At 71.1% G+C, this 26524-nt stretch carries 24 protein-coding genes, 1 other RNA gene and 2 pseudogenes; 19 read left to right on the top strand and 8 right to left on the bottom strand.

Going from position 1 to position 26524, the window contains the following annotated elements:
• The first annotated feature begins 23 nt into the window (after window positions 1-23).
• The 7 genes from G567_RS0109530 (at window position 24) to G567_RS27855 (ending at window position 9077) form a co-directional block, all read left to right on the top strand.
• The gene (locus tag G567_RS0109530) at window positions 24-3179 is read left to right on the top strand and encodes an efflux RND transporter permease subunit (RefSeq protein ID WP_028929797.1); all 3156 of its coding nucleotides are present in this window, start codon (window positions 24-26) and stop codon (window positions 3177-3179) included.
• 117 nt (window positions 3180-3296) lie between these two features.
• A complete protein-coding gene (locus G567_RS27860; protein ID WP_147201219.1) occupies window positions 3297-4253 on the top strand; it encodes a hypothetical protein in 957 nt (318 codons plus the stop codon).
• 26 nt (window positions 4254-4279) lie between these two features.
• Window positions 4280-4984: a hypothetical protein gene (locus G567_RS0109520; RefSeq protein ID WP_037056521.1), complete on the top strand. Its 705-nt coding sequence runs from the start codon at window positions 4280-4282 to the stop codon at window positions 4982-4984.
• An 18-nt stretch (window positions 4985-5002) separates the two neighbouring features.
• The gene (locus G567_RS0109515) at window positions 5003-6190 is read left to right on the top strand and encodes a peptidoglycan-binding protein (RefSeq protein ID WP_028929795.1); all 1188 of its coding nucleotides are present in this window, start codon (window positions 5003-5005) and stop codon (window positions 6188-6190) included.
• A complete protein-coding gene (locus tag G567_RS0109510) occupies window positions 6180-6917 on the top strand; it encodes an ABC transporter ATP-binding protein (RefSeq protein WP_245585596.1) in 738 nt (245 codons plus the stop codon). Before G567_RS0109515 ends, G567_RS0109510 begins: the two co-directional genes overlap by 11 nt.
• Before the next feature lie 11 nt (window positions 6918-6928).
• A complete protein-coding gene (locus G567_RS0109505) occupies window positions 6929-8215 on the top strand; it encodes an ABC transporter permease (RefSeq protein WP_211223879.1) in 1287 nt (428 codons plus the stop codon).
• Window positions 8216-8228: 13 nt separating this feature from the next.
• Window positions 8229-9077 carry a hypothetical protein gene (locus G567_RS27855; protein WP_051232674.1) on the top strand — a complete coding sequence of 283 codons (849 nt, stop codon included), beginning with the start codon at window positions 8229-8231 and terminating at the stop codon, window positions 9075-9077.
• 24 nt (window positions 9078-9101) lie between these two features.
• Here the strand turns inward: G567_RS27855 and G567_RS0109495 are convergent, their stop codons facing one another.
• The 3 genes from G567_RS0109495 to G567_RS0109485 all read right to left on the bottom strand — a co-directional run bounded on the left by G567_RS0109495 (window position 9102) and on the right by G567_RS0109485 (window position 10779).
• Window positions 9102-9359 (bottom strand): hypothetical protein, encoded by a 258-nt coding sequence (locus G567_RS0109495; protein ID WP_147201220.1) that lies wholly within the window; start codon window positions 9357-9359, stop codon window positions 9102-9104.
• Between the two features lie 167 nt (window positions 9360-9526).
• The gene (locus G567_RS0109490) at window positions 9527-10369 is read right to left on the bottom strand and encodes a fructosamine kinase family protein (RefSeq protein WP_037056514.1); all 843 of its coding nucleotides are present in this window, start codon (window positions 10367-10369) and stop codon (window positions 9527-9529) included.
• Window positions 10366-10779, bottom strand: coding sequence for a low molecular weight protein-tyrosine-phosphatase (locus tag G567_RS0109485; RefSeq protein ID WP_245585609.1), 414 nt, complete (start codon window positions 10777-10779; stop codon window positions 10366-10368). Before G567_RS0109485 ends, G567_RS0109490 begins: the two co-directional genes overlap by 4 nt.
• 151 nt (window positions 10780-10930) lie before the next feature.
• Between G567_RS0109485 and cobC the strand changes: the two genes are divergently transcribed.
• The 4 genes and pseudogenes from cobC (at window position 10931) to G567_RS33055 (ending at window position 15050) form a co-directional block, all read left to right on the top strand.
• The gene (gene cobC / locus G567_RS27850; RefSeq protein ID WP_084796011.1) at window positions 10931-12031 is read left to right on the top strand and encodes an Rv2231c family histidinol phosphate aminotransferase CobC; all 1101 of its coding nucleotides are present in this window, start codon (window positions 10931-10933) and stop codon (window positions 12029-12031) included.
• Window positions 12028-13176, top strand: coding sequence for a Nif3-like dinuclear metal center hexameric protein (locus G567_RS0109475; RefSeq protein ID WP_028929789.1), 1149 nt, complete (start codon window positions 12028-12030; stop codon window positions 13174-13176). Before cobC ends, G567_RS0109475 begins: the two co-directional genes overlap by 4 nt.
• A 50-nt stretch (window positions 13177-13226) precedes the next feature.
• Entirely contained in the window at window positions 13227-13964 is a 738-nt protein-coding gene (locus tag G567_RS0109470; protein ID WP_028929788.1) for a zinc ribbon domain-containing protein, read from the top strand.
• A gap of 10 nt (window positions 13965-13974) precedes the next feature.
• Window positions 13975-15050: pseudogene (locus G567_RS33055) on the top strand (histidine phosphatase family protein).
• 86 nt (window positions 15051-15136) lie between these two features.
• On the opposite strand, the gene G567_RS0109460 reads toward G567_RS33055, so the two are convergent.
• The gene (locus G567_RS0109460) at window positions 15137-15898 is read right to left on the bottom strand and encodes a sulfite exporter TauE/SafE family protein (protein WP_028929787.1); all 762 of its coding nucleotides are present in this window, start codon (window positions 15896-15898) and stop codon (window positions 15137-15139) included.
• A 60-nt stretch (window positions 15899-15958) separates the two neighbouring features.
• Here G567_RS0109460 and rnpB point away from each other — a divergent pair.
• From rnpB to G567_RS0109445, 5 genes are all read left to right on the top strand, one after another.
• An RNA gene (rnpB, locus tag G567_RS31955) (RNase P RNA component class A) lies at window positions 15959-16385 on the top strand.
• 381 nt (window positions 16386-16766) lie between these two features.
• Window positions 16767-16955: a hypothetical protein gene (locus G567_RS0109455; protein ID WP_147201184.1), complete on the top strand. Its 189-nt coding sequence runs from the start codon at window positions 16767-16769 to the stop codon at window positions 16953-16955.
• A 372-nt stretch (window positions 16956-17327) separates the two neighbouring features.
• The gene (locus G567_RS33050) at window positions 17328-19004 is read left to right on the top strand and encodes an Eco57I restriction-modification methylase domain-containing protein (protein ID WP_084796010.1); all 1677 of its coding nucleotides are present in this window, start codon (window positions 17328-17330) and stop codon (window positions 19002-19004) included.
• Window positions 18997-19704, top strand: a complete 708-nt coding sequence (locus G567_RS27835; RefSeq protein WP_147201185.1) for a PaeR7I family type II restriction endonuclease — start codon at window positions 18997-18999, stop codon at window positions 19702-19704. Before G567_RS33050 ends, G567_RS27835 begins: the two co-directional genes overlap by 8 nt.
• Window positions 19705-19788: 84 nt before the next feature.
• Window positions 19789-20340: an HD domain-containing protein gene (locus G567_RS0109445; protein ID WP_028929785.1), complete on the top strand. Its 552-nt coding sequence runs from the start codon at window positions 19789-19791 to the stop codon at window positions 20338-20340.
• Here G567_RS0109445 and G567_RS36135 read toward each other — a convergent pair.
• Window positions 20337-20780, bottom strand: coding sequence for an NUDIX hydrolase (locus tag G567_RS36135; protein ID WP_342662916.1), 444 nt, complete (start codon window positions 20778-20780; stop codon window positions 20337-20339). The two genes, G567_RS0109445 and G567_RS36135, sit on opposite strands and share 4 nt — an antisense overlap.
• Between G567_RS36135 and G567_RS36130 the strand changes: the two genes are divergently transcribed.
• From G567_RS36130 to G567_RS0109425, 3 genes are read left to right on the top strand one after another with little or no spacing between them, the layout of a single operon-like run.
• Window positions 20673-22172, top strand: a complete 1500-nt coding sequence (locus G567_RS36130) for a replication initiator (RefSeq protein WP_245585594.1) — start codon at window positions 20673-20675, stop codon at window positions 22170-22172. The genes G567_RS36135 and G567_RS36130 overlap by 108 nt on opposite strands.
• Window positions 22169-22369, top strand: coding sequence for a helix-turn-helix domain-containing protein (locus G567_RS0109430; protein WP_028929784.1), 201 nt, complete (start codon window positions 22169-22171; stop codon window positions 22367-22369). Before G567_RS36130 ends, G567_RS0109430 begins: the two co-directional genes overlap by 4 nt.
• Window positions 22370-22371: 2 nt before the next feature.
• On the top strand, window positions 22372-23622 hold the full coding sequence (locus G567_RS0109425) for a tyrosine-type recombinase/integrase (RefSeq protein WP_028929783.1): 1251 nt from the start codon (window positions 22372-22374) through the stop codon (window positions 23620-23622).
• A 101-nt stretch (window positions 23623-23723) separates the two neighbouring features.
• Here the strand turns inward: G567_RS0109425 and G567_RS27820 are convergent.
• From G567_RS27820 to G567_RS0109410, 3 genes and pseudogenes are all read right to left on the bottom strand, one after another.
• Window positions 23724-24659 (bottom strand): annotated as a pseudogene (locus G567_RS27820) (isopenicillin N synthase family dioxygenase); the annotation flags it as partial.
• A gap of 134 nt (window positions 24660-24793) precedes the next feature.
• Window positions 24794-25876, bottom strand: coding sequence for an SPFH domain-containing protein (locus G567_RS27815; protein WP_051232668.1), 1083 nt, complete (start codon window positions 25874-25876; stop codon window positions 24794-24796).
• Window positions 25877-25878: 2 nt separating this feature from the next.
• On the bottom strand, window positions 25879-26310 hold the full coding sequence (locus tag G567_RS0109410; protein WP_028929782.1) for an NfeD family protein: 432 nt from the start codon (window positions 26308-26310) through the stop codon (window positions 25879-25881).
• Window positions 26311-26524: the final 214 nt, after the last annotated feature.

Below are 26524 nucleotides of genomic sequence, written 5' to 3'. Positions count from 1 at the left end.
GCCGGTAGGGAAGAAGTCCTGCCATGATGCGCTGGATCGTCGGGACGAGCCTGAAGCTCCGCTTCCTGGTGGTGGCCGGGGCCGTGGTGATGATGTTCTTCGGCGTGCTGCTGCTGCCGAAGACGCCCGTCGACGCGTTCCCGGAGTTCGCGCCGCCCCGCGCCGAGATCCAGGTGCCGTGCCTGGGCCTGTCCGCGACCGAGGTTGAGGAGCTGGTCACGGTCCCGATGGAGCAGGCCCTGGCCGGCATCCCCGGCCTCGACGTGATGCGGTCGAAGTCGGTGACCGACCTGGCTCAGCTCGACCTGCGCTTCGAGCGGGGCACCGACCTGCTGCGGGCCCGGCAGCTCGTCGCCGAACGGGTCCAGCTGGTCTCGCCGAGCCTGCCGAGGTGGGCCTCACCCCCGTTCATGATCCAGCCGCTGTCCTCGACCAGCCGGGCGATGAAGATCGGACTCTCGTCGGACACGAAGTCCGTCATCGAGATGTCGATGACCGCCTACTGGACGATCCGGTCGCGGCTGCTGAAGGTGCCGGGCGTCGCCAACACCACCATCTATGGCGAGCGGCTGCAGATGTACCAGGTGCAGACCGACCCGAACCGGATGGCGGCCAACCAGGTCTCGCTCAACCAGGTGATGCTCGCGACCGCCGACGCGGTCGACGCCGGCCTGCTGCAGTTCTCCGAAGGCGGCTTCATCGGCACCGGCGGGTTCGTCGAGACGCCCAACCAGCGGCTCGCCGTGCAGCACGTGCTGCCCATCGTGACCCCCGAGGACCTCGCCCAGGTCCCGCTCGCCCAGCGGGACGGGCGCACGCTGCGGCTGGCCGACGTGGCCAACGTGGTCGAGGACCACCAGCCGCTGATCGGCGACGCGGTGATCAACGACGGTCCTGGGCTGATGCTCATCGTGGAGAAGTTCCCGTGGGCCAACACCGTCGACGTCACCGAGGGCGTCGAGGCCGCGATCGACGAGCTGCGGCCGGGGCTGACCGGGATCGAGATCGACACCACCATCTTCCGGCCGGCCACCTTCATCACCCAGGCCATCGACAACCTCACCCTCGCGCTGCTGATCGGCTGCCTGCTGGTCATCCTGATCATCGGCGCGTTCCTCTTCGAATGGCGCAGCGCGCTGATCAGCGTGATCGCCATCCCGATCTCGCTGGTCGCCGCGGGACTGGTGCTCTACTGGACCGGCGCCGTGGTCAACACGATGATCCTGGCCGGGCTGGTGGTCGCGGTCGGCGTGGTGGTCGACGACGCGATCATCGACGTGGAGAACATCCTGCGCCGGCTGCGCCAGCACCGTTCGCAGGGCGGGGACACGAGGCCGCGGTCGACGGCGCGGGTCATCCTGGAGGCCTCGCTGGAGGTTCGCGGAGCGATCTTCTACGCGACGGTCATCACGCTGGTCGCGGTCATGCCGGTGTTCTTCATCGGGGGGCTGTCCGGCTCGTTCTTCCGGCCGCTGATCGGGGCCTACGCGCTCGCCGTCGGCGCCTCGCTGCTCGTCGCGCTCACGCTGACCCCTGCGCTGGCGCTGATCCTGCTGCGGGGTGCCCCCCTGGACCGCCGCGAGTCGCCGGTGATGCGGGGACTGCGGCGTGGCTACACCGCCGTGCTGTCCCGGACGGTGCGCAGCCCGAAGCCGACCTACGCGCTGGTCGGGGTGATCGTCGCACTCGGCCTCGCGGTGTTCCCCCTGCTCGGCCAGTCGCTGCTGCCGTCGTTCAAGGAGCGCGACTTCCTCATGCACTGGCTGTTGCGCCCCGGCTCCGGGCACACCGAGATGATCCGGGTCACCGAGGCGGCGAGCCGGGAGCTGCGGGCGATCCCCGGGGTGCGCAACTTCGGCGCGCACGTCGGGCAGGCGCTGCTGGCCGACGAGCCCTACGGCATCGACTTCACCGAGAACTGGATCAGCATCGACCCGAACGTGGACTACGACGCCACGCTCGCGAAGATCCAGGAGGTCGTCGACGGCTATCCGGGCCTGCAGCGCGACGTGCAGACCTACCTCAAGGAACGGGTCAAGGAGGTGCTCACCGGCTCCAGCGACTCGATCGTCGTGCGGATCTACGGGCCGAAGCTCCCTGAGCTGCGCGCCAAGGCCGAGGAGGTCAGGAAGGCCATGGCGGAGGTCGACGGGACCGTCGACCTCAAGGTCGAGCGGCTGGTGGACATCCCGCAGATCCAGGTCAGCGTCGATCTGGCGGCCGCCCAGCGGTACGGCCTCAAGCCCGGCGACGTCCGGCGGGCCAGCGCCACGGTCCTGTCCGGTGAGGAGGTCGGCGACATCTTCCGCGGTGGCCGGACCTACGACGTGCAGGTGTGGACCACGCCGGCCACCCGGAACAACCTCGACGACATCCGCGCCATGCCGATCGACACGCCGAGCGGCGAGAAGATCCGGCTGGACCAGGTCGCGGCGCTGGAGATCGTGCCGACGCCGAACCACGTCGACCACTACGACACCTATCGGAAGATCGACGTGACCGCGAACGTGAAGGGACGCGACCTCGGTTCGGTGGCCCGCGAGGTCGCGGACGAGGTCGCGAACATCCCGTTCGCGCAGGAGTACCGCCCGGAGGTCCTGGGCGAGTACGCCGAGCGGCAGGCGGCGTCGGCCCGGCTGAACGTGCTGGCGATCGTGGCCGCGGTGGTGATCTTCGTCCTGCTGGTCACCTCGTTCCGCAGCACCCGGCTGGCCGTGCTCTCCTTCGTGACGCTGCCCTCGGCCATGGTCGGCGGGGTGCTCGCGGCCTGGCTGGGGGGTGGGGTGCTCTCGCTGGGATCGCTGATCGGGTTCCTCGCGGTGTTCGGGATCGCGGCCCGCAACGGGATCATGCTGATCAGTCACTATCAGCACCTCGAACGGTACGAGGGCGTGTCGTTCGGCCGGGAACTGGTGATCAGGGGGGCCCGGGAACGGCTCGCGCCGATCCTGATGACCACCCTGGCCACCGCGCTGGCCCTGGTTCCGCTGGTGGTCGCGGGCTCGGTCCCGGGCAACGAGATCGAGCACCCGATGGCCACCGTGATCCTGGGCGGCCTGGTCACCTCGACGCTGCTGAACCTGTTCGTGGTGCCCTCGCTGTATCTGCGCTTCGGCGGCCGGAAGCGCCCGGCAGCCGGCGCGGACCAGGCTCCGCCGACCCCGGCGGGTGCCGGCTGAGCGAGGTCTCCGGCGAGGCGCCGGAGCCGGCACCGGTTTACTGAATTTTGGCGATGAGGCCGCCCCGGCGTCTGCCGCAGAGTCGTGCCGGACAGCGGCCGGACGGAGGTGGCCCGGATGGGCGGGCGGCGCGGTGCGACGGTGGCCCTGGGGTTGGTGCTGGTGGGCACGATCGCCGGATGCGGCGGCGGTGCGTCCCCACCCGCCGCGGCCCCGCCCCCGCCGCCCCCGGCGGCCCAGCCCACCGTCACCCCACACGCGACCGCGCCACCGCTCGCCGAGACGATCGACTGGCCGAACCAGCTGGAGAACTTCGAGGCCGCGACGTTCTCGAACCCGACGCGCATCGACAACACGTGGTACCCGCTCAAGCCCGGCACCCAGTTCGTCTACGAGGGCTTCAGCGATCTGCAGGGCGAGCGGGTCGAGCACCGGTTCGTGCAGACCGTCACCGACCTGACGAAGCCGATCAACGGGGTGCGGTCGGTGGTGGTGTGGGACCAGGACTTCCAGGGCGGCGAGCTGGCCGAGGCCGAGATCGCCTTCAACGCCCAGTCCGACGCGGGCGACGTCTGGCGGCTGGGAGAGTACCCCCAGGTGTACGAGGGCGGTCAGATCGTCGAGACCCCGACCTGGATCGCCGGCATCGCCGGGGCCCGTGCCGGCATCACGATCAAGAAGGAGCCGCAGCTCGGCGGGCCGAGCTACTCGCAGGGATGGTCGCCCACGGTGCCGTGGACCGACCGGGCGCGGGTCGCGCAGGTGGGCGTCACGGACTGTGTTCCGCAGGGCTGTTACCAGAACGGCATCGTCACCGAGGAGTTCAACCGCGAGGAGTCGGGCGCCATCCAGCTCAAGTACTACGCCCCCGGGGTGGGCAACACCCGGGTCGACTTCACCGGCACGGACGCCACCCGCGAGCAACTGGAGCTGATCAAGGTCGTCCAGCTCGACCCGGCGGGGCTCGCCGAGGCCCGGGCGCAGGCGCTGGAGCTGGAGAAGAGCGGCTACGAACGCAGCCGGGCCGTCTACGCGCTGACCACGCCGATCGAGCAGCCCCCCGCGGGCGGCTGAGCTCCCGCGGGCGTCCAGGAGAGCTCATGCGGAGAAGGGTCTGGATTCCCGTCGTGATCGTCGTCGGGGTGGCGGTCGTCGCGGTCGCCGGCTGGATCGGCTGGCAGTACCTGCGCGGGTCGGGGTTCACCGACGAGTTCCCGGTGGACCGCGGGGCGCTCGCGCCCACTGGCCGCAACCCCTACTTCGTCCTGGAACCGGGCTACCAGCTCGCCTTCGAGGGCGGTGGCGCACAGCTGGTCATCACGGTCCTGGACGAGACCGAGCCGGTCGACGGGGTGACGACCAGGGTGGTCGAGGAACGCGAGACCGCGGGTGGGGCACTCGTGGAGCTTTCGCGGAACTTCTTCGCCATCGATCCCCGCACCCGGGACGTGTACTACTTCGGCGAGGACGTCGACGACTACTCCGGTGGCCGGGTCGTCGGCCACCAGGGTTCCTGGCGCTCCGGGGTCGGGGGCGCCCGGTTCGGCCTGATGATGCCTGGCAGGCCGCGGGTGGGGATGAGGCACTACCAGGAGATCGCCCCCGACGTGGCACTGGACCGGGCCGAGATCCTCAGCACGGCCGACACGGTGACCGTGCCGGCGGGCGCGCTCACCGGGGTGGTGAGGGTACAGGAGACCACTCCGCTCGAACCGCTCACGAGCGGAAGCAAGCACTACGCGCCCGGGATCGGCCTGGTCCGCGACGGCGGGCTCGCGCTGGTCCGGTACGGCCCGGCCGGGTGAGCGCAGAGGGGATGCCCGATGACCCTGACCCGCAGAAAGCTCGCCATGGTCGTGCTCGCCGCCGTGGTGGTGTCGTCCCTGGCCACCGCGTTGGCCGCCACGCTGATCCGGTCACCGGCCGAGGTCGCGGCCAGGGCCGCGCCCCCGGTGCCGACGCCGATCCTCGTGCCGGTCGAGCAGCGAGTGATCACCACCAAGGTGCTCAGCCGCGGGACCGGGCGGTTCGGCTCTCCCCAGGAGCTGACCGTCAGCCGGTCGGCGCTCAAGACCGGGCCTCAGGTGGTCACGCAGCTACCGGAGCCCGGCGCCGAGCTCGCCGAGGGTGCGGTGGTGATGACGGTGTCGGGTCGCCCGGTGTTCCTGCTCGGCGGCGCCCAGCCCGCCTACCGCGACCTCGGGCCGGGGGTGCGGGGTCAGGACGTCGAGCAGCTGGAGATCGCGCTGCGCCGACTCGGTCTGGGCCCCGGCCAGGTCGACGGCCTCTACGACCAGGCCACCGGGCAGGCGATCAGCGCGCTGTTCCGGCGCGCCGGCTTCGCGCCGATGGTGGCGACCGATGCTCAGCTGGACGCGGTCCGGCCGGTGGAGGCGACCCTTGTCGCCGGGAGCCGCGCGTCCGGTGGCGTGCAGCTCGCCGCCGACGAGGCGGTCTTCGTGCCGACGCTGCCCGTCCGGGTGTCCGAGGTGAAGGCCACCCTGGGCGGCGAGCCCACGGGCGCCCTGCTGACCGTGACCGACTCGCGGGTCACCGTCGACGGCTCGCTGACCCTCGACGAGGCCCGGCTGGTCAGGCCCGGCATGGAGGTCGCCATCGACGAGCCGACGCTGGGGATCACGGCCCGCGGCACGGTCGAGCGGGTCGCCGAGCGGCCCGGCACGGACGGGGCCGACGGGTTCCACGTGTTCTTCTCCACCGTGGTGGCCGAGCCGCCGCCGACCCTGGTCGGGGCGTCGGTGCGACTGACCGTTCCGGTGCGGTCGACCGGTGAGGCCGTCCTCGCGGTTCCGGTCAGCGCCGTGTCGATGGCCCCCGATGGCTCGTCGCGGGTCCAGCGCGCGGTGAACGGGGCGCTGGAGTTCCTCCCGGTCGAGCCGGGAGTCTCCGGCGACGGGTTCGTCGCCGTCACCGTGCCCGGCGGTGGCCTGAAGCCCGGTGATCAGGTGGTCGTCGGGATCGAACCGATGGGGCCCCCCGGTGGCCGCTGAGCGAGCGGGCGAGCGACCCGTCGGCACCGAGCGAGCGGGCGAGCGACCCGTCGGCACCGAGCTCGTCATGCTCGAACGGATCGGCCGGCGCTACGGCACCGATCCTCCGGTGGTGGCGTTGCGCGGCGTCGACCTGCGGGTGCGGACCGGCGACTGGCTCGCCGTCGTCGGGCCGTCGGGCTCGGGGAAGTCGACCCTGCTCAACATCGTCGGCTGCCTGGACCGGCCGGACGAGGGCTCGTACCGGTTCGACGGGCTCGACGTCACCTCGCTCTCCGACCGCGGCCGGGCCGGGCTGCGCAGTCACCGTTTCGGCTTCGTGTTCCAGTCCTTCCACCTGCTGGCCCACCGCACCGTGCTGGAGAACGTCATGCTGGCCGAGGTGTATGCCATGCGGCCGCGGACGGGCCGCCGCGACCGCGCGCTCGCCGCGCTCGCCGCGGTGGGGCTGGCCGATCGGACCGCCCACCTCCCGACGCACCTGTCCGGTGGTGAGCGCCAGCGGGCCGCGATCGCCCGCGCCCTGGTCAACGAGCCGGCGTTGCTGCTGTGCGACGAGCCGACCGGCAACCTCGACTCGCGGACCACGGCGGCCATCCTCGGGCTGCTCGGTGACCTGCATGACCGTGGCCTGAGCATCATCGTGATCACGCACGATCCGGGCGTGGCCGAGCGCGCGCAGCGCCGGGTCCGGATCGTCGACGGCGAACTGCGGGGCGACGGATGAGGGTGGGCCGGGTGCGGGTCGACACCGTGGCGACCGGCACCGCCCGCGGCGCCGGCGAGGAGGGTCCGCGTCTCGGCGCGGCCGGTGACGTTCCGCCCGCGGGGATGCGCACCCGGGACCTGGTGGACGAGGCGATCGCCGGCCTGTTCGCGCGCCCGGGCCGGACGGTCCTGACCGTCCTCGGCACCGTCATCGGCCTGGCTGCGCTGGTGGCGACACTCGGGTTGTCGCTGACCGCGAGCAGCCGCATCGCGGGCCGGTTCGATGCGCTGGCCGCCACCCAGCTCACGATCACCCTCAAGGAGGCGGAGGACAGGCCGCAGCGCGCGATCCCGTGGGACGCGCCGCAGCGCCTCGGCGGCCTCAACGGCGTCGTCGCGGCCGGCAACCTCAGCGAGATCGATGTCGGCGAGGCGCTGGTCAGCGCTTCGCCGATCAACGACCCGCAGCGTCGCACCGAGTTCAAGCTCGGCGTCTGGGCGGCGTCGCCGGACCTTTTCACCGCCGTCCGGGCCCAGCTGCGGACCGGGCGGCTGCTGGACGGCGGGCTCGCCGCGCGGGGGGAGCACGTCGTCGTGCTGGGCCCGAACGCCGCCGCCCGCCTCGGCATCAGTCGCGTCGACCAGTTGCCCACGATCAGCATCGGCGACGAGCTGTTCACGGTGATCGGCATCCTGGACCGGGTCGAGCGGCAGTTCGACCTGCTCAGCGCCGTCATCGTGCCCGAGGGCACCGCGCGGCGGCACTACGGGCTCGCGTCCCCGGAGTCGGTGATCGTCGAGACGAAGCTGGGTGCCGCGTCGCTGCTGGCGTGGCAGAGCCCGCTCGCGCTCGATCCTGCCGACCCCAGCGCATTCAAGATCGCTGTTCCGGAGCAGCCCCAACGGGTCCGGGAAGGCGTGCAGAGCGACCTCAACGTGCTGTTCCTGATGCTGGGTGGGGTGTCGCTGCTCGTCGGCGCGATCGGCATCGCCAACGTCACCCTGGTCTCGGTCATGGAGCGGATCGGCGAGATCGGGCTGCGCCGCGCGCTCGGCGCGACCCGCCGGCACATCGCGCTCCAGTTCTTGCTGGAGAGCGGGGCCATGGGGGTGCTCGGCGGGGTCCTGGGGGCCTGTGCCGGTCTGCTGGTCGTGGTCGGGGTGGCGCTCGTCCAGACCTGGACACCGGTGATCCATCCCCTCGTGCCGGTGCTGGCCCCGTTCGTCGGTGGGGTGACCGGGCTGCTCGCCGGCCTCTACCCGGCCCTGCGGGCGGCCCGGCTGGAGCCGGTGGAGGCGCTGCGGTCCGGAACCTGATGGGAGGACAGACATGCGGAAGATCCTCGGCGTCGGCATGCTCCTCGCCGTCCTCGCGGTGTCGGCGTGCGGCGGCGGTGACCCGGCCGCCGGCGGCCCGCCCGGGGTCCGGGAGTTCGGCCTGTCCGACGCGGATTTCGTCGCGCACGTCGAGCGGACGCAGTCGCTCATCGCCGACTGCATGAAGCGGGCCGGGTTCGAGTACATCCCGGTGGACGTCGCGACGATCGGGCGAGCTCAGGAGTCGGTGCGCAAGGAGCCGGGCATGTCGCGCCGGGAGTACAAGCAGCGGTGGGGGCTGTCGGTCACCACCCGCTTCGACGATCCGGTCCGCACGATCGGGCTCGGGCCGAACGTGCAGATCATGGACGGGCTCTCCGCGGCCGACCGGGTCGCCTACGAGCTCACGCTGTTCGGCGAGGGCCGCGACTCCGACTTCGCTTTCGCCCTTGACGAGGAGGACTTCTCCGCCACCGGTGGATGCACCCGCGAGGCGGTCGCCCAGGTGTTCACGCCCGAACAGCTGGAGGGCACCTATGTCAACCCCAAGGATGTCCTCGTCGCGCAGGACCCGCGGGTCATCGCGGCGCAGGACGAGTGGACCCGGTGCATGCAGGACAAGGGCTACCAGTACCGCGACGACCAGGACATGATCATCGAGGACTTCCAGAAACGCCTGGATGCGCTGCTCGGCGGCGACGATCCGGAGACGCTGATCGGGGAGCGGCTCACCGCGTTGCGCGCGCTGCAGGCCGAGGAGATCGCGGTATCGCTGGCGGATCTGGACTGCCAGGAGCGCCACACCGACGCGGTCTTCCGCCAGGTCGAGACCGAGGTGTTCGGGCGGCCGGTCAGCGGTTGACCCCGGGCCGCCCTCGGCGGACCGTCACCCTGCCGGTATGGCCAGCTGCTGCATCACCAGGACATACACCAGCACGACCGTGAGGACACACAGGGCACCCCCGGCACGGGCGAGCATCGTGCTGAGGCTGCGCCGCCCGCCGCGCCGGTCCGCTGGCAACGGCGGGGTGCGCGTCGGTTCGACGAGGCAGCGGAACTGGGCCCGCGACTCGACCTCGCTGCGCGCGCGCAGTGCGTGCGCCGGCACCCGGCGGGTGCGCAGCGCAGGTCTGGTGCTCGTCATGAATGCCTCCCCTGTGTGGCCGGTCTGGCTGGTCGCGCGCGACGGACGAATTGTGCCCACCGAGCGCCGAACCAAACCTGAAGGCCCCTGCCCGGCCGCTGCCAAGATCGCCGTTTCGGCGGCCGCAACCGCGCGGATCGCGGCTCCCGGCGCCGAAACGTCGATCTTCATGTGGTTCGCAGCGCCGCCCGGGCCGCGGCCACGGCCTGCCCCGCGTACCCGCCGCCGAACAGCACCGTGTGCACCAGCAGCGGGAACAGCTGGTGCAGCGGCACCCGTTCGCGCCATCCGGGGGCCAGCGGGGCGGCCTCGTCGTAGGCCGCGAGCACGGTGTCGAGACGGGGCAGGCCGAACAGCGCCAGCATCGCCAGGTCGGTCTCGCGGTGCCCGCCGTGCGCCGCCGGGTCGATCAGCCACGCCCCGTCCGGCGACCACAGCACGTTGCCCGACCACAGATCCCCGTGCAGCCGCGCGGGCGGCTCGGCGGGGCCGGCGAGATCGGGAAGCCGGTCGCAGACGGTGTCGAACACCGCCGCCTCGACCGCGGAGAGGGTGCCGGCGTCGCGGGCGATCCGCACATAGGGCCGCACCCGCTCGGCGGCATACCACTGCGGCCAGCGCGGTCCCGGCACGTTGCGCATCGCAGCCGAACCGATCCAGGCGTCGGCCGGACCACCGTCGGGCGGCGAGCCGAACGCGGGCGCACCGGCGGCATGCAGGGTCGCGAGCCGGCGGCCGAACGCGGCCGCCGGCTCCCGCGCCGGATGCCCGCCCGCGACGAACTCCATGACCAGCCATCCGTCGTCCGCGGCCAGTACCGCGGGGACCGGCGGCCCGCCCGGCACCGCCAGCCAGCGCAGCCCGGCCGCCTCCGCGACCACCCCGTCGCCTGCTTTCACCACGGCGACGCGACCGTCGTCCAGGTCGACCCTGGTGGCCGCGCCGAGCGGCGCCGAGCGGCGCACCCGGACCCCGAGCAGCCGCGCCACCGGTGCCTGCGGATGCCTCACAGCCGCGACTTCACCCAGTCCAGCAGGCCGGGCATGGCCGCCTCGATCATCCCGAGGACCTCCACGAAGCCCTCCGAGCCGCCGTAGTAGGGGTCGGGAACCTCGGCGCCGGCGGGTGCGTCGGGGTCGAAGGAACGCAGCAGCCGCACCCGGTCCGGTTCGGCGACCGAGCGACGCAGCGCCCGAACGTGGTCGTCGTCCAGGGCGATGAGCAGGTCCGCGGCCAGCACGGCCGCGTCGACCTGACGGGCCACGTGATCGACGGGGTATCCGCGCTCGCGCAGCAGCGCGACCGCCCGTTCGTCGGCCGGGTTGCCGATGTGCCAGTCACCGGTTCCGGCGCTGATCACGGTGACCTGGTCCGCGAGCCCAACGAGGGTCAGCTCGGCGCGGAAGACCTGCGCCGCCATCGGCGAGCGACAGATGTTGCCGGTGCAGACGAAGGCCACAGACAGTCTCTCTCGGGGAGCATTCACGCAGCCCATCCTCCCCCGTGAGTGCGTAACAGTGTTCCAACACTGTTACGCACTCACGGGGGAGGCTCACCGTAGGGTTCTCGCCATGGTGCGAGGCGCGGACGGACCGGATCACGGCAACCCCGACCCGGATCCGGACGATGCCCGGTTGCGCCACCACGGTGACGTCGAGGCGGAGCCGGGCCTGCTCGACTTCGCGGTGAACGTGCAGCCGGACGCGCCGCCTGCGTGGCTGCGCGACCGGCTGGCCGCGGCGCTGGACGGGCTGGCCCGCTACCCGAGCGCGGCGCACGACGCCGCCGCCAGGGCCGCGGTGGCCGCGCGGCACGGCCGCCGCCCCGAGGAGGTGCTGGTACTGGCCGGGAGCGCGGAGGGGTTCGCGCTGCTGCCGGGGCTGGCGCCGCGGCGCGCCGCGGTCGTGCATCCGGGGTTCACCGAGCCGGAGGCGGCGCTGCGCGCGGCCGGGATCGCGGTGACCAGGGTGCTCACCGACGAGGCCGAGGGGCACCGGTTCGACCCGGCCACGGTCCCGCCCGACGCCGACCTCGTCGTGATCGGGAACCCGACGAACCCGACCGGGGTGCTGCATCCGGCGAGCGCCGTGGCGGCCGTGGCCCGGCCGGGCCGGGTACTGGTGGTCGACGAGGCGTTCGCCGACGCGCTGCCCGGCGAGCCGGAGTCGCTGGCCGGGGCGGACGCCGCGGTCCCGGGCCTGCTCGTGCTGCGCAGCCTCACCAAGACCTGGGCGCTCGCCGGGCTGCGCGCCGGGTACGCGCTGGGCGCCCCGGATCTGCTCGCCCGGCTGGCGGCGCCGCGGCCGCCGTGGCCGGTGGGGACGCTCGCGCTGGAGGCGGTGATCGCCTGCAGCGAGCCCGCGGCCGTCGAGCTCGCGGAGCGGGCCGCGCGGACCCTGGTGGCGCAGAGGGCGGCGCAGGCCGCCGCGCTCGCGGCGTTGCCGGGCGTCGTGGTGCTGCCCGGTGTGGCCCCCTACCTGCTGTTGCGGCTTCCCGCCGGACAGGGTCCGCGGGTGCGCGAGGAACTGCGGGCGGCCGGGATCGCGGCCCGCCGCGGCGACACCTTCCCCGGCCTCGGACCGGACCATCTGCGCGTGGCGGTGCGGCCGCCGGATCAGGTCGGCGTGCTGGTCGCGGCGCTGGCCTCGGCGTTGGCGAGAATTGCGGCATGACCACGCCCCGCCTCGCCGATGTCATCGCCGCCCTCGAGGCCGCGTACCCGCCCGCGCTCGCCCAGAGCTGGGACGCCGTCGGCCTGGTCTGCGGCGACCCGGACGATCCCGTCGAGCGGGTGCTGGTGGCCGTCGATCCGGTCACCGAGACCGTCGAGGAGGCCATCGAGACCGGCGCCGGACTGCTCGTCACCCACCATCCGCTGCTGCTGCGCGGAGTGCACGGGGTCGGCGCGGACACCCCGAAGGGTGCCCTGGTGCACCGGCTCGTCCGGGCCGGGACGGCGCTGTTCACCGCGCATACCAACGCCGACGCCGCCGACCCCGGTGTCTCCGACGCCCTCGCCGCCGCGATCGGGCTGGCCATCGAGGGCCCGCTGCAGCCGGTGCCCGGCCCACCGGTGGACAAGATCGTCGCGTTCGTGCCGACCGGGCCCGCGCTCACCGCCGTGCACGAGGCGTTGTCGGCGGCCGGGGCCGGGCATCTGGGCAACTACAGCCACTGCTCGTTCGCCACCGCCGGGACCGGCCAGTTCCTGCCGCACGAGGGCGCGACACCGGCGATCGGGCAGGTCGGCAGGCTCGAACGGGTCGCGGAGACCCGACTGGAGATGGTGTTGCCGCGCGCCCGGCGGGCTGAGGTCGTCGCCGCACTGCGGGCGTCGCACCCCTATGAGGAACCCGCCTTCGACGTGTTCGAGCTGGCCGAGCGGCCCTCGGCACAGGGGCTCGGCCGGGTCGGCGCGCTGCCCGAGCCCGAGCCGCTCTCGGCGTTCGCGCGGCGGGTCGCGGCCGCGCTGCCGGCCACCGCGTGGGGGGTGCGCGCGGCGGGCGACCCCGACCGGGAGATCCGCAGGGTCGCGGTGTGCGGGGGCGCGGGCGACTCCGCGCTCGACGCGGCGATCGCCGCGGGTGTCGATGTCTACGTCACCGCCGACCTGCGCCACCACCCGGCGTCGGAGCACCTGCTCGCGGGTTCGCTGCCGGGCCGCCCCACGCCCGCGCTCGTCGACGTCGCGCACTGGGCGTCGGAGTGGCCGTGGTGCGAGCAGGCGGCGGGCGTGGTGCGTGCGGCGCTGGGGGGTAGCGTCGAGGTCCGCGTCTCCGCTCTGCGGACGGACCCCTGGACGATCGGAAAGCCCTGATCCCACGCTGGGGTGAGCGGCAATCAGGGGGCGAGATGAAGGAGGGCCACATGAAGGCCGACCCCGCCGTCCAGCGGCGGTTACTCGACCTGGCCGAGATCGACGCCGAGCTGACCCGGCTGGCACACCGGCGGCGCACCCTCCCCGAGCACACCGAACTCACCGAGGCCGAGGCCGCGGTGCAGGAGGGTAAGGACAAGCTCATCGCCACCGAGACGGCGGCGGGCGACCTGGACCGCGACATCCGCCGCCTCGAGCACGACGTCGAGGGGGTACGCGCCCGCACCCGGCGCGACGAGCAGCTGCTCGCCGGGTCCGGGGTGGGGGCCAAACAGGCCGCCGACCTGCAGCACGAGCTGCAGACCCTGGCGCGCCGCCAGACCGTCCTCGAGGACGAGCAGCTGGAGGTGATGGAGCAGCGCGAGGCCCTCGGCGTCCACCTCGAACACGCCCGCCGGGTGCTGACCGAGGCCGAGCAGCGCCTGTCGGAGATCACCGAGCGCCGCGACAACGCCCTCGCCGATATCGACGCCGTCGTGGCCGGGCGCGGGCGGGACCGCACCGCGGTCGTCGGGGAGATTCCCGGCGAGGTCCTCGCGATCTACGAGCGGCGCCGCGAACAGGGGAACGTGGGTGCCGCGCCGCTGCGCGAGCGGCGCTGCGGGGCCTGCCGGCTGGAGCTGGACCGCACGTTCCTCAGCCAGCTGCGCGCGGCTCCCGCCGACGAACTGGTGCGCTGCGAGGAGTGCGGAACGATCCTGGTGCGGACGAAGGAGTCGGGCGTTTGAGGGCAGACCGGTGAAGGTCATCGTCGAGGCCGACGGCGGCGCCCGGGGCAATCCGGGTCCCGCGGGCTACGGGGCCGTCGTGCTCGACGCGGCGACCGACGAGGTGGTGGCGCAGCGGCAGGGCTATCTCGGGATCGCCACCAACAACGTCGCCGAGTACCGAGGTCTCATCGCCGGCCTGCAGGCCGCGCGGGAGCTGGGCGCGACCGACGTCGAGGTGCGGATGGACTCCAAGCTCGTCGTCGAGCAGATGTCGGGACGCTGGCGGATCAAGCACCCGGGCCTGCAGCCGCTGGCCGCCGAGGCCGCCGCGCTCGTCCGTGAGCTGGGTGGGGTGCGGTTCGGCTGGGTGCCGCGGGCCCGCAACGGGCGCGCCGACGCGCTGGCCAACAAGGCGATGGACGCCGGGGACGTTCCGTGACCGGTGCCGGGCAGCAGGCAGCGACCACCGCGTGGACCGGACAGCTCGGCCGGCCGACCCGGTTTCTGCTGCTGCGCCACGGGCAGACCGCACTCTCGGTCGAGCGGCGCTACTCCGGGCACGGCGATCCGGAGCTCACCAAGCTCGGCCTGCGGCAGGCGGCCGGTGCCGCGGCTCGGCTGGCCGCCGTCGACGGGATCGCCGCGGTGCTGTCCTCACCGCTGCGCCGCGCGGCGCAGACCGCCGCGGCGGTGGCCGAGGCGACCGGCGCCCCGCTCGTCGTCCGCCGTGGCCTGATCGAGACCGACTTCGGCTCCTGGGAGGGACTCACGTTCGTCGAGGCCCGGGAGCGGGACCCGCAGCTGCACCGGGCCTGGCTGGGTTCGCAGGACGTCGCCCCGCCCGGTGGGGAGAGTTTCGCCGAGGTCGGACAGCGGCTCGCCGCGGAGCGGGCCGAGATCGCCGCGGCCTACCCGGAGCGGACCGTCGTCGTGGTCAGCCACGTGACGCCGATCAAGATGATGCTGTGCGAGGCGCTGGGCGCTGGGCCCTCGATCCTCTACACCCTGCATCTCGACCTGGCCTCGCTGTGCGTCGCCGATTTCTATCCCGACGGCGGCACCTCCGTCCGCCTGGTCAACGACACCTCCCACCTCCCCCTGTGAGTGCGTAACAGTGTTCTAACACTGTTACGCACTCACAGGGGGTTTGAGCGGCGACGGACGCGGATGCCGCACCGGGCCGGCGGCGTTCAGGCGACGAGCAGCCAGACGCCGACCACGACGCCCAGCCCCACCACGCACCAGCGCAGCACGGTCTCCGGCAGCCGTTGCGCGACCTTCGCGCCGACAAACCCACCGATCAGAGTGGTGGGGGCCAGCAGCGCGACCGCGAGCCAGTCGACCGGCGCGCCGACCGCGAAGATCGCGAGCGATACGGTCGCGACCACCAGCGACAACAGCCCCTTGAGCGCGTTGAGCCGAATCAGGCTGTCGTGGGCGAACAGCGACAGCGTCGCGATCAGGATGACGCCGAGCGCGCCCCCGAAGTAGCCGCCGTAGATCGATGCGACGAGGATCGCCGGCAGCAGCGCGCCCATCCGGTCGGGGGCGCCGGGCTCGGGGTGTCCGACCCAGCGTTTGATCTTCGGTTGGAGCGCGAGCAGCAGGCTGGCCAGCAGCACCAGGGCGGGGACGACGGCGTCGAAGACCGCGCCGGGCAGTATCAACAGCAGCGCACATCCGAGTCCGGCCCCGACGACGGCGACGGCGGAGGTGAGCAGGATCCGGCGGCGCTGCTCACGCAGGTCGCGCCGCTGACCGAGGATGAGGCCCAGATAGCCGGGCCACTGCGCGACCGAGTTGGTGACGTTGGCGGCCAGCGGCGGGAAGCCGACCGCGAGCAGCGCGGGGAACACCAGCAGCGAACCCCCACCCGCCACGGCGTTCACGGCACCGGCGAGGAGGCCGGCCAGGAGGAGGAACGCCAGCGTGCCCGGCGACGCGACGACCACGACCGGGACGGTAGCCCCCGAACGGCGGGGACACCGCACCGGATAAACTGGAACAGCGGATGAGCTGGCTGGGCGGCCGCGTCGACGGTCCCGCACGGGGCCGTCGCCGAGGAAAGTCCGGACTCCATAGGGCAGGGTGGTTGCTAACGGCAACCCAGGATGACCTGCGGGACAGTGCCACAGAAAACAGACCGCCTCGCGCGCCGTGAGCTTCACGAGGCGCGGGGTAAGGGTGAAACGGTGGTGTAAGAGACCACCAGCACCCCGGGTGACCGGGGTGGCTCGGTAAACCCCACCCGGAGCAAGGCCAAGAGGCGTCGCGTCTACCCGGACGGGGCGCTGCGCAGGCGTTCGAGGACGGCCCGTCCGAGCCTGCGGGTAGGCCGCACAGAGCCCGTCGGCGACGGCGGGCCGAGATGGATGGCCGCCGAACGGAGCACCGTGAGGTGCCCGGGAACAGGATCCGGCTTACAGGCCCGCTCGTCCGCCCCGCCCTCCGGCGCCAGTGCCGGAGGAGCGGGATATGCCTGCTGAGCAGGCGAAACGCTCTCGCTGCTTCTACCGAGTTCTCAGCGGTCCCCTGCATCTGACGGCCCAGGGACGGCCCAGGGAACGATCTTGTAGTTGCCGTCCTCGCGCGGCCCGGCCTCGGTGGTGATCTCCTCGCGGCGCGGGTCCTCCCTGCCGGGCCGGTGGTCCGAGCCGCAAGCCATGTCCTTCCGGCTTGCGGCTGGGGCCGGCGGTCTGGCAGCCCTCGGGCGTGCCGGGAGGAGGTCGCCGCCGTCCCGCCCTTCCTGATCTCCGAAGCGGTGCCGGGTCCGGGCGGAGCCCGGTGTTTTTGTACGACGATCGCCGTAGTGTGGCCGTCGTGGCGGCGGACCAGCGCCGGAAGGGCATCCCCGTGGACGGCGGGCCGCTTGACGGCGACGAGCTGGACGTCGAGGCCGAAGTCGATGAAGTCAGCGTGACGATGATGGACGGTACGCGGCATCGGTACGTGCGTACGCGGGAGTCCCGCGGGCAGGTCGTCGTCATGCGCTGGGCGGGTCGCGAGTAGCCGTGCGCCGGCCCACCGCCCTCTACGAGCAAGACGTTGCTGAGGCTGTCGGGCCGGCTGTCGGTCCCGCCGGCCGCGACCGGGCCGGAGGTAGAGGGAGCGAGCCGGCGAGGGCCGGCGTCGCCGGCCCGAGCGCCGCCGAAGGCGGCGCCTTGATCGTATAGAGGCGGATTCGGCAGCGGACCGGAGCTCTGGGTTGACGTGCCCGGCGGTCTCCCGTGACGCGCAGAGTTTGGCGCCTCGCCATCGCGGTCTTAGCCGCCCGTGGCCGACACCTCGACGCCTGGCAGCAGCCGTCACCGCAACCATCCTGTCGTGACGCCTGGCGTGGGCAGCGAACTGATTGTCATGCCCCCTGCATAGGATCAGCCCGTGACCGTGATCGCGGCGAGCGCCGCCAGGGCTCAGGCCTACGGCGAGGTCTTCACGAGGCGTTGGGTAGTCGATGCGCTGCTCGACCTTGTCGGTTACACAACCGACAGAGATTTAGGGGCGTTGGTGTTGGTCGAGCCGTCCGCCGGCTCGGGGGCGTTCCTTCTCCCCGCGATCGAGCGACTAGTTGCGAGTGCCGAACGCCACGGGCGAGATTTGAGCTCGCTCGGTCCAGCGATACGCGCCTGGGAGCTGCAAGCTCCGAATGCTGCCGCGTGTCGTCGCTTTGCTCATGAGTTGCTCGTTAGTCATGGTGCCGATTCGCAGGTCGCGGATCGCCTCGCTCGCGAGTGGATGATCGAGGGCGATTTCTTGCGTCCTGACGATGACCTGTTTTCGGCGGGCTCGGGTCAGGTGGAGGCGGACATTGTGGTCGGCAATCCGCCCTACATCAGGCTCGAGGACCTGCCGCCCGCACACACTGCAAGCTATCGCCGCCGTTGGACAACCATGGGTGGCAGAGCGGACATCTACGTCGGTTTCTTCGAGAGGTCGCTTTCGATCCTTCGGCCCGAAGGGAGACTTGGTTTCATTTGTGCCGATCGGTGGATGCGAAACCAATACGGGGCCAACCTTCGTCAGCACATCTCTAAATGCGCCTCAATTGAGGCCGTGTGGGTTATGCACGACGTCGACGCGTTCGAATCGCAGGTTTCGGCCTATCCAGCGATCACTGTTCTTCGGAAGGGGCGACAGGGTCCGGTACTTGCTGCCGACGCTAACGAGAACTTCGGCGAAGCCGAATGCCGAAACCTTCTTGCGTGGTCGGTTTCGGAGAACCGAGAGGCTGAGTTCCAAGACGAATCAGTATCGGCGTATCGCTTACCCCACTGGTTTCCCGGAGACGAATCGTGGCCTACGGGAAGCCCGGCTCGTCTCCGACTCATTGAGCACCTCAACGACACCTTCTATCCGCTGCATGATCCTCGGACGAAGACACGGGTCGGAATTGGCGTTGCGACCGGCGCCGACAAGATCTTCGTTACAAGCGACAGCGATGCGGTGGAGGCCGAAAGGTTGCTCCCACTTGCGATGGTTCGCGACCTCGCTACAGGTCAGTTTCAATGGTCTGGTCAGTATCTAGTCGATCCGTGGGGCCTTGACGGCAAGCTAATTGAACTCTCCGACTACCCAAAGATGGCGGCCTATCTCCACGATCGGGGCTCGGAACTGCGGGAGCGATTCGTGGCGAGACGGGCGCCCGAATCCTGGTTCCGCACGATTGACAAGGTCGATCATTCGCTTGTCGACCGTCCTAAGTTGCTACTGCAAGATATGCGAACCACGATTCATCCTGTCCTCGAACGAGGAGGGTGCTACCCCCATCACAACTTGTACTACGTCGTCTCGGATACTTGGGACATGGAGGTTCTCGGTGGGATCCTGCTTTCTAGAATTGCGCAGGCGTTCATCGAGGCCTACTGCGTGCGTATGCGCGGTGGCACGCTGCGCTTCCAGGCGCAGTACTTGAGGCGGATTCGGGTTCCGGCGTATCACGAGTTGTCCGAACCTGTTCGACTAGCACTTGCCACTGCGTTCCGTGATCGTGACGTCCCAGCTGCGACAGCGGCCGCACTCGATGCGTACAAACTAGATAGCGAGCGACTTCTTGACTGAGTACGACGACAAGACCGGGGCTGCAGTCAGGCTGTTCTGGTCAAAGCGAGAAAGCCAGGCGGCTGCGCTGGCAGACGGTGGTCTCGCTGGCGGCGGTGCACGCGCAGCAGGGCATATGGACGGCGTACGGAATCTTGTTGCGAACATGTTTGTCGAGTACGGCATGCCTCGTGAGAGCATTGTCTACGAACCCTACCTCCCCGGCTATTACCGCGCCCGGAAGAGGTGGGATATGGCTGTCCGATACAAAAACACGCTCGTCGCCGCGTTAGAATTTAAGAGCCAAGTAGGTAGCGTCGGAAAGAACATTAATAACCGGTTCGAAGAGGCGCTCGGTACTGCTACCGATACCTGGGCCTCGCAAACTAAGCTGGCGTCGTACGGGGATGTTCCGCCTTGGCTGGGGTACGTCTTCGTTCTCCAGGAGACCCTGGAGACGGAGAAGACCAACCGCTCGACCGCTGCCCTCTTCCCGGCAGATTCAGCCTTTTCTGGCCTTTCCTACAACGAGCGCTATCAAGAGATGATCCGGCGCTTCATGGGTGACAATATCTATCAGGCGGGATGGTTCATCACAACTCGCGCCAGTGATGACAACGAAACAGTATACTACGCGGAACCGCTCGCTACAGCAACAGGAAAGGCGTTTCGTGCGGCCGTAAGAGGAAGAATCGAGTTCGTCCGGAGCATCGTGGACTGAATCGCGTTTGATGCTTGTGCGCTCCAGGGCGCGTCCGGCTCTCCGCCGCGGCACTGCTGGGGGCGCGACGCATAGGGTGGCGACGTGGAGGAGGTCCCCAGCCTCGCGGTGGCTGCAGCGCTTGCGGGGGAACTGTTGTCGCCACTGCCGAACCGGTGGCTGCACACTCAGGCGGTGGCCGCGCGGGCGAAGCAGCTGGCTGAGGCGGTGCCGGAGAAGGCTCGGGAGCTGTTGCTCGTCGCGTCGTGGTGGCACGACTTGGGGTACGCGCCGCAGTTGGCGGAGACGGGGTTCCATCCGCTCGACGGCGCTCTCCACCTCGATCGTGAGGGGTACGCGCCGCGGCTGTGTGCCTTGATCGCGCACCACTCCGCGGCAAGCTTCGAGGCCGACGAACGCGGGCTTGCGGATGAGCTGGCGCGATGGCCGCGTGAGGACAGCGCCGTCGCAGACGCGCTCTGGACCGCAGATATGACGACGGGTCCACGCGGCGAGCGGATGGACTACGCGGACCGGCTCGACGAGATTCTGAGCCGCTACGAGCCGGATTCGCCGGTGGCGCGTGCGATGACGCGAGCCAGGCCGGCGATCGAGGGCGCAATCAGCAGGACCCGGCAGCGACTCGCGGCCGGCTAGACGATCGTCGGTTCGGGCCGTGCGGCGATGGCGTCGTTGATGCGGCGGCGCATGGACGGGTGGATGTTGAGGTCGGGCACGTCGGCGGGATCGACCCAGCGGGCGGCCTTGGTCTCGGTGTTGTCCTGGCGGGGCTCGCCGGACACGGCACGAGCGTGGAAGCAGACGGAGAACTCCTGGCGGACCTCGCCGTCGTCGTAGGCCATGACGTGGCCGGGGTCGGTGTAGATGCCGACGAGGCCGATGATCGCGGCGGTGACGCCGGTTTCCTCCTTGACCTCGCGGATGGCTGCATCCGCGACGGATTCGCCGAGGTCCATTCCTCCGGGCGGGTGGACGTGGTCGCCGTGCCGTGCGGGTCGACGTGGGAGGACCAGTGCCGGCCGTGCGCGGACAAGGCTCGCCGGCTGCGGATGGTGCAGTGCCGGGAGGGCTGGCACCTCGAGGACGAACCGATCGGCACGCCCGCCGCTCCGAGCGAGCGGCACAAGCAGCTCATGGCCGCCCGCGCCGACCTCCACATGGCCTACGCGTCTGCCCGCCGCGACGACGACGAGGAGGAGTGCGAGGCGATCCGCGACACGGTGGCCGAGATCGACGCCGAGCTGCGCGGGCTCGGGGTGCGGGGCCGGCTCGCCCCGCTTGACCCCGACGACAAGCCCGTCCGGCGCTCGACCCGGCGGCGGCAGGACGCGCCGAACCTTCCCCGGCGCCCGGTGGAGAACCGTACCCTCGGTCGCGTCTACGGCGGCCGCTACCGGCCCTCGACCTTCCTCACCCTCACCCTGCCCTCCTACGGGCGGGTGGACGGCGACGGCGCCGCCATCGACTCGGAGACCTACGACTACCGCCGGGCCGCGCGGGACGCGATCCACTACCCGAAGATCGTGGACCGGTTTTGGCAGAACACCCGGCGCTGCGTCGGCTGGGATGTGCAGTACTTCGCCACTCTCGAACCGCAACGCCGCGGCGCGCCGCACCTGCACGCCGCCATCCGCGGCAGCATCTCGCGCGCCGAGCTGCGGATGATCGCCGCCGCCACCTATCACCAGGTGTGGTGGCCGGCGCACGACGAGATCGTGTACTCGGGCGGCCGGGTGCCGCGGTGGTGCGACCGGGCCAAGGCGTTCGTCGACCCGGACACTCGCGAGCCGTTGCCCACCTTCGACGAGGCCCGCCAGGATCTCGCGGTGCCGGCGCACACCGTGCGGTTCGGCGCGCAGGTGCACGTCAAGGGCATCCTCGGCGGCACCGAGGAGGCCGGCCGGCATATCGGCTACCTGACCAAGTACCTCACCAAGTCCGTCTCCACCGCCGCCGGCCTCGGCGACGACGCCACCGAGCGGCAGCGCGAGCACGCCCGCCGGCTCGTCGCCGAGCTGCGCATCACCCCGTGCTCGCCCCGCTGCCCGGTGTGGCTGCTCTACGGCATCGAACCGAAGGGGGCCCGCCCCTCCACCACGCCCGGGGCGTGCAAGGCCAAGGCGCACAAGCCCGAACACCTCGGCATCGCCGGCCGCCGCGTGCTCGTGTCCCGGAAGTGGTCGAACAAGAGCCTCGACGACCACCGCGCCGAGCGTGCCGCATTCGTTCGGCAACTCCTGATCAACGCCGGCGTGAGGCCGGGCTACGCCGTCGACGACGGCCCGTTCGCATGGGAGCGCACCCGCCCCGGCGACCCCGACGTGCCCACTCGGCCTGTGCTGCTGCTGCACGCGATCAGCGAACGACAACGCTGGAAGGCCGACTACACCGCCGCCCAGCTCGCCACCGCCGACCTCGACGACAACCGTTCGGCAACTAGTGATCTCGACTCGGAGGAGGCAGCATGAAACGGGCACCGGTGGCCGTCGAGCCACTCTGGACAGCGCCGGACCTGGCGCACTACCTCGGGGTTCCGGTGAAGACGCTCTACCAGTGGAAGTGGCGGGGTGAGGGCCCGCCGGTACGCAAGATCGGCCGCCACCTGCGCTACGACCCTTCCGAGGTGCGGCGCTGGCTCGCGTCGCTCGACGCCCCAGCGGCGTAGCCATGGGCCACGTCGAAGACCGCTGGTGGAACGACTCCACGGACCCGACCACCGGGAAGCCGGTGAAGGCCAGGACCGAGCGGCACGGCCGCGGTAGCCGCTACCGGGTGCGCTACCTGGACCCGGACGGCCGGGAGCGGAGCAAGAGCTTCCCGGACCGCCAGAAGAAGGCCGCGGAGGACTTCCTCGTCAGGATCGAGAGCGACAAGCAGCGGGGCGCGTACATCCACCCGGACGCCGGCCGCGTCACGTTCGGGGATTACGCCCGCACCTGGCTCGCCAGCCAGACCTTCGACGCCTCCACCCGAGACAGCGTGACGTGGCGGCTGAATGCGCAGATCCTGCCGATCTTCGAGCGGCGCGAGCTCGGTGCCATCCGGCCGACCGACGTCCGGACCTGGATCCGCGGCATGCAGGATCGCGAGGTCGCTGCGAGCTACCAGGCCGGCTGTTTCGCGCACCTCGCGGCGATCCTGAGCGCCGCGGTCGACGACAAGCTCATCCGCGAGAACCCCTGCCACGCCCGAACCGTGGTCCGGCCCCGGCCGGTCGCTCCGAAGATCGTCCCGTGGAGCCGCGCCCGGGTCGCTGCGATGCGCCTCGCCATGGCCGAGCGCTACAAGATCGCGATCGTGCTCGGTGCCGGGCTCGGGCTCCGCCAGGGCGAGATGTTCGGGGTGTCCCCGGAGGACTTCGACCGGGACGCCGGCGTGCTGCACGTGGTGCGGCAGGTCCGCGTCGTCGCCGGCAAGCAGGTGTTTGCCCTGCCCAAGCGCAACAAGACGCGTGACGTGCCGGTCGCGGCGAGCGTGCTGCGGCTCCTCGACGAGCACATCGAGCGGTTCCCGCCGCCCGCGGTCACGCTGCCCTGGCGCATCCCGTCCGGAACGCCGACGACCGTACGGCTCCTCCTGACGACCGACGACGGACGGCCGCTGTGGCGGAACAAGTTCAACGAGCGCGTCTGGAACCCCGCCCGCCGGGCCGCCGGCGTCACCACCCCGACGCGGCAGGACGGCACGCACGCCCTTCGCCACCACTTCGCGTCGGTGCTCCTCGACGCGGGGGAGAGCATCAAGGCGCTGTCCGAGTACCTCGGGCACCACGACGCCGGCTTCACACTCCGCACCTACACCCACCTCATGCCCAACAGCGCCGAGCGGACGCGCCGGGCGATCGACGGTCTGTTCGGGGGAACGGATCCGGGCCGTGACGGCCCACAGACGGCCCAGGACGTCGAATCGGCGCTCTGACCTGCGGCTCCCGCTGAATCCGGCTTACAGGCCGGCTCGTCCGCCCTGCTCTTCGGCGCCTGGACCGGGAGGGGTCGGCGCCGGATCGCGCCTGCTCTTCCTTACTCGTGGCCGCCCTTGATCAGAAGGGAATCGAGCAGGTCCGCGTGATGGCGTGCCGCGACCTCCGGGTGCGAGCGGAACCAGCCCTTCAGCGCGTTGTCACCGAACCGGGGCAGCACCGGGTTGTACTCGGTCTCGGTGACGCCCGGGGCGTGCGCCGCGAGCTCCGGCGTGAGCGGGACCGGACGCAGCGTCGCGTCCAGGCGTGGCGACCAGAAGAACGCGATCGACTGCCGGGTCGTCCCGGGCGCGCACGGCAGCACCCGATGGACCGGCGAGACGAGGTACCCGTGCGTGGCCACCTCCAGCATCTCCCCGACGTTGATCACCAGGGCGTCCTCGATCGGCGGGATGTCGACCCATTCGGTCATGCGGGGTGGGCGGGCCTGCAGCCCGCCGGCGCCGTCCTGCAGCAGCAGGGTGAGGAAGCCGTAGTCGGCGTGCGGGCCGACCCCTTGGACGTCGAGCCCGTCGGCGTCGAGGCCGACGTAACGGATGAGCTTGCCGAACCAGTGCGGTGCGTCGACGAACGCGTCGTCGAACTGGTCCTCGGGCAGTCCCAGGGACGCGGCGATGGCGTGGGTGAGTTCGGTGGCGACCCGGCTGAGCAGCTCCATCCAGGCCAGCACGACGGTCCGTAGCTCCGGTTGTGCGGAGTCGGGCCATTGGTTGGGGCCCTCCAGCAGCCGGTACGGGGCGTCCCAGTCCGCGCGCGGGCGCATCGGTTGTTCGGGGCCGAAATCGAGTTGTTCCCGCGCGTCGCGCCGGCCGGCGGTGATCTCGTGGCCCAGCCGCGTGTAGCCACGGAAATGCGGGGAGCGGAGGTTGTCGAGGGCCAGCCGATCCTCCTGCGGCAGCTCGAAGAACCGCCGAGTGGTAGCGGCCAGTTCCTCGATCTGACCCGCGGCTGCGCCGAAGTGGGTCAGCTGCATGAATCCGACTTCACGCCGGTATTCGACCTCCTCGCCGGGAGCAGCGCAACCGTGACCGGTCGCGAAAGTCGCTCCTCGTGTCGAACCCGGTTTCGGGCATGTCTACCGGAATCCTTTGGCGGTGGCGACCTCGATGGTCAGCGCGCCCCGGGGCGCTCGTCTTCCCCGTCGACCGGCTGCTCGTCGCGCTTGGCCCGGGCCATGAGCTCGGGAATCCCCCCGGGTTCGCGGGCGTCCGCGACCGCCTCGGCGGCGGCCTCCTCGGCCCGGGCGGCGTCCCGCTTGGCCCTGGCCGCCGTCTCGCTGGACTGGGCATCGACCTCTCGGGTGGCCTCCGAGCGGGGCAGGGCCTCGGTGAACGCGCGGGAGACGCCCTGCAGCGCCGAGGTGACCTCGCTGGGGATCACCCAGAACGTGTTGCCCTCGCCCTGGGCGAGCTGCGGCAGCACCTGCAGGTACTGGTAGGCGAGCAGCTTGGGGTCGGGGTCGTTGCGGTGGACGGCCTGGAACACCTCGTCGATCGCGCGGGACTGGCCCTCGGCCGTGAGGATGGCGGCGCTCCGCTCGCCCTCGGCGCGCAGGATCGCGCCCTGCTTGTCGCCCTCGGCGGTGAGGATCTGGGACTGGCGCTGCCCCTCGGCGGTCAGGATGGCGGCGCGCTTGTCCCGCTCCGCGCGCATCTGCTTCTCCATCGCGTCCTTGATGGTCTTGGGCGGGTCGATCGCCTTGATCTCGACCCGGTTGACCCGCAGACCCCATTTGCCGGTGGCGTCGTCGAGCACACCGCGCAGCTGGCTGTTGATGCTGTCGCGGGAGGTCAGCGTCTTCTCCAGATCCATCGAGCCGACGACGTTGCGCAGCGTGGTGACCGTGAGCTGCTCGACCGCCTGCAGGTAGCTGGCGATCTCGTAGGCGGCCGACCGCGGGTCGGTGACCTGGAAGTACAGCACCGTGTCGATCTCGACGACGAGGTTGTCCTCGGTGATGACCGGCTGCGGCCGGAACGAGACGACCTGTTCGCGCAGGTCGATCGCGGGATAGACCCGGTCGATGTAGGGGATGACGAAGTTCAGGCCGGGCTGCAGCGTGCGGTGATAGCGACCGAGCCGTTCGACGTTGCGGGCGCGGGCCTGCGGCACGATCCGTACGGCACGAACCACGGTGACGATGACGAACAGTGCGACGAGTAGTGCGGCGATGAGCAATCCGGTGATCTCCACGGTCACTCCTCCGGGTAGACGATCGCGGTGGCTCCGTCGATCTGCATGACGTTGACCGTCGCCCCTGCTGGGATCACCACGCTCTCGTCGAAGGAGCGGGCGGTCCAGTCCTCACCGCCGATGCGCACCGTTCCCTCTCGAACGGTCACCTCCGTGACGGCGTAGGCCTTCCGGCCGACGAGCGCGTCCACCCCGAACCGTTCGAGCCGGGGCTGCTGCGAATGCCGCCGGGCGATCGGACGGATCGCCAGCAGCCCGGCGGCCGAGGCCATCGCGAACACCACCAGCTGCAGGGGCAGCGGCAGCCCGACGGCCGCGACGCCGGACGTCAGGAGAGCGGCGCCGGCGAGCAGGCCCAGCACCGCGGTCAGCGTGAACACCTCGGCGACGCCCAGCAGTACGGCGATGACCATCCACACCACCCAAGCTGTCATCAGCCGGCCCTCCACCACCGACGAGGCCCTCAAAACCCATGGTGCCCTTTTTCGCCCGAAAGTGGGTCACGTACCGGGGAAGAAACGGATGGGCACTCGGCGAACGCCTCCTGCCCCGATCGAGCACCGCGTCGGAGGTGAGCGGACCGACAATCGGACGCGGGCTCGCGGCGGAGAGGGTGAGGAAGGTGCCGAGACCATGGCCGGAATGGCA

Source organism: Pseudonocardia asaccharolytica DSM 44247 = NBRC 16224 (assembly GCF_000423625.1).
Classification (GTDB): Bacteria; Actinomycetota; Actinomycetes; order Mycobacteriales; family Pseudonocardiaceae; genus Pseudonocardia; species Pseudonocardia asaccharolytica.
Note: the sequence above shows the minus strand (reverse complement) of the source record. Positions and strands in the feature narration are given on the sequence as shown.

What these genes read in the sequence shown, in the direction of transcription:
- cobC (WP_084796011.1), top strand. Translation starts at nt 10,931, where the DNA reads ATGGTGCGAGGCGCGGACGGACCGGATCACGGCAACCCCGACCCGGAT.
- G567_RS0109515 (WP_028929795.1), top strand. Translation starts at nt 5,003, where the DNA reads ATGACCCTGACCCGCAGAAAGCTCGCCATGGTCGTGCTCGCCGCCGTG.
- G567_RS0109470 (WP_028929788.1), top strand. Translation starts at nt 13,227, where the DNA reads ATGAAGGCCGACCCCGCCGTCCAGCGGCGGTTACTCGACCTGGCCGAG.
- G567_RS0109430 (WP_028929784.1), top strand. Translation starts at nt 22,169, where the DNA reads ATGAAACGGGCACCGGTGGCCGTCGAGCCACTCTGGACAGCGCCGGAC.
- G567_RS0109410 (WP_028929782.1), bottom strand. Translation starts at nt 26,310, where the DNA reads ATGACAGCTTGGGTGGTGTGGATGGTCATCGCCGTACTGCTGGGCGTC.
- G567_RS0109425 (WP_028929783.1), top strand. Translation starts at nt 22,372, where the DNA reads ATGGGCCACGTCGAAGACCGCTGGTGGAACGACTCCACGGACCCGACC.
- G567_RS0109495 (WP_147201220.1), bottom strand. Translation starts at nt 9,359, where the DNA reads ATGACGAGCACCAGACCTGCGCTGCGCACCCGCCGGGTGCCGGCGCAC.
- G567_RS0109530 (WP_028929797.1), top strand. Translation starts at nt 24, where the DNA reads ATGATGCGCTGGATCGTCGGGACGAGCCTGAAGCTCCGCTTCCTGGTG.
- G567_RS0109475 (WP_028929789.1), top strand. Translation starts at nt 12,028, where the DNA reads ATGACCACGCCCCGCCTCGCCGATGTCATCGCCGCCCTCGAGGCCGCG.
- G567_RS0109520 (WP_037056521.1), top strand. Translation starts at nt 4,280, where the DNA reads ATGCGGAGAAGGGTCTGGATTCCCGTCGTGATCGTCGTCGGGGTGGCG.
- G567_RS27855 (WP_051232674.1), top strand. Translation starts at nt 8,229, where the DNA reads ATGCGGAAGATCCTCGGCGTCGGCATGCTCCTCGCCGTCCTCGCGGTG.
- G567_RS27860 (WP_147201219.1), top strand. Translation starts at nt 3,297, where the DNA reads ATGGGCGGGCGGCGCGGTGCGACGGTGGCCCTGGGGTTGGTGCTGGTG.
- G567_RS0109485 (WP_245585609.1), bottom strand. Translation starts at nt 10,779, where the DNA reads ATGGCGGCGCAGGTCTTCCGCGCCGAGCTGACCCTCGTTGGGCTCGCG.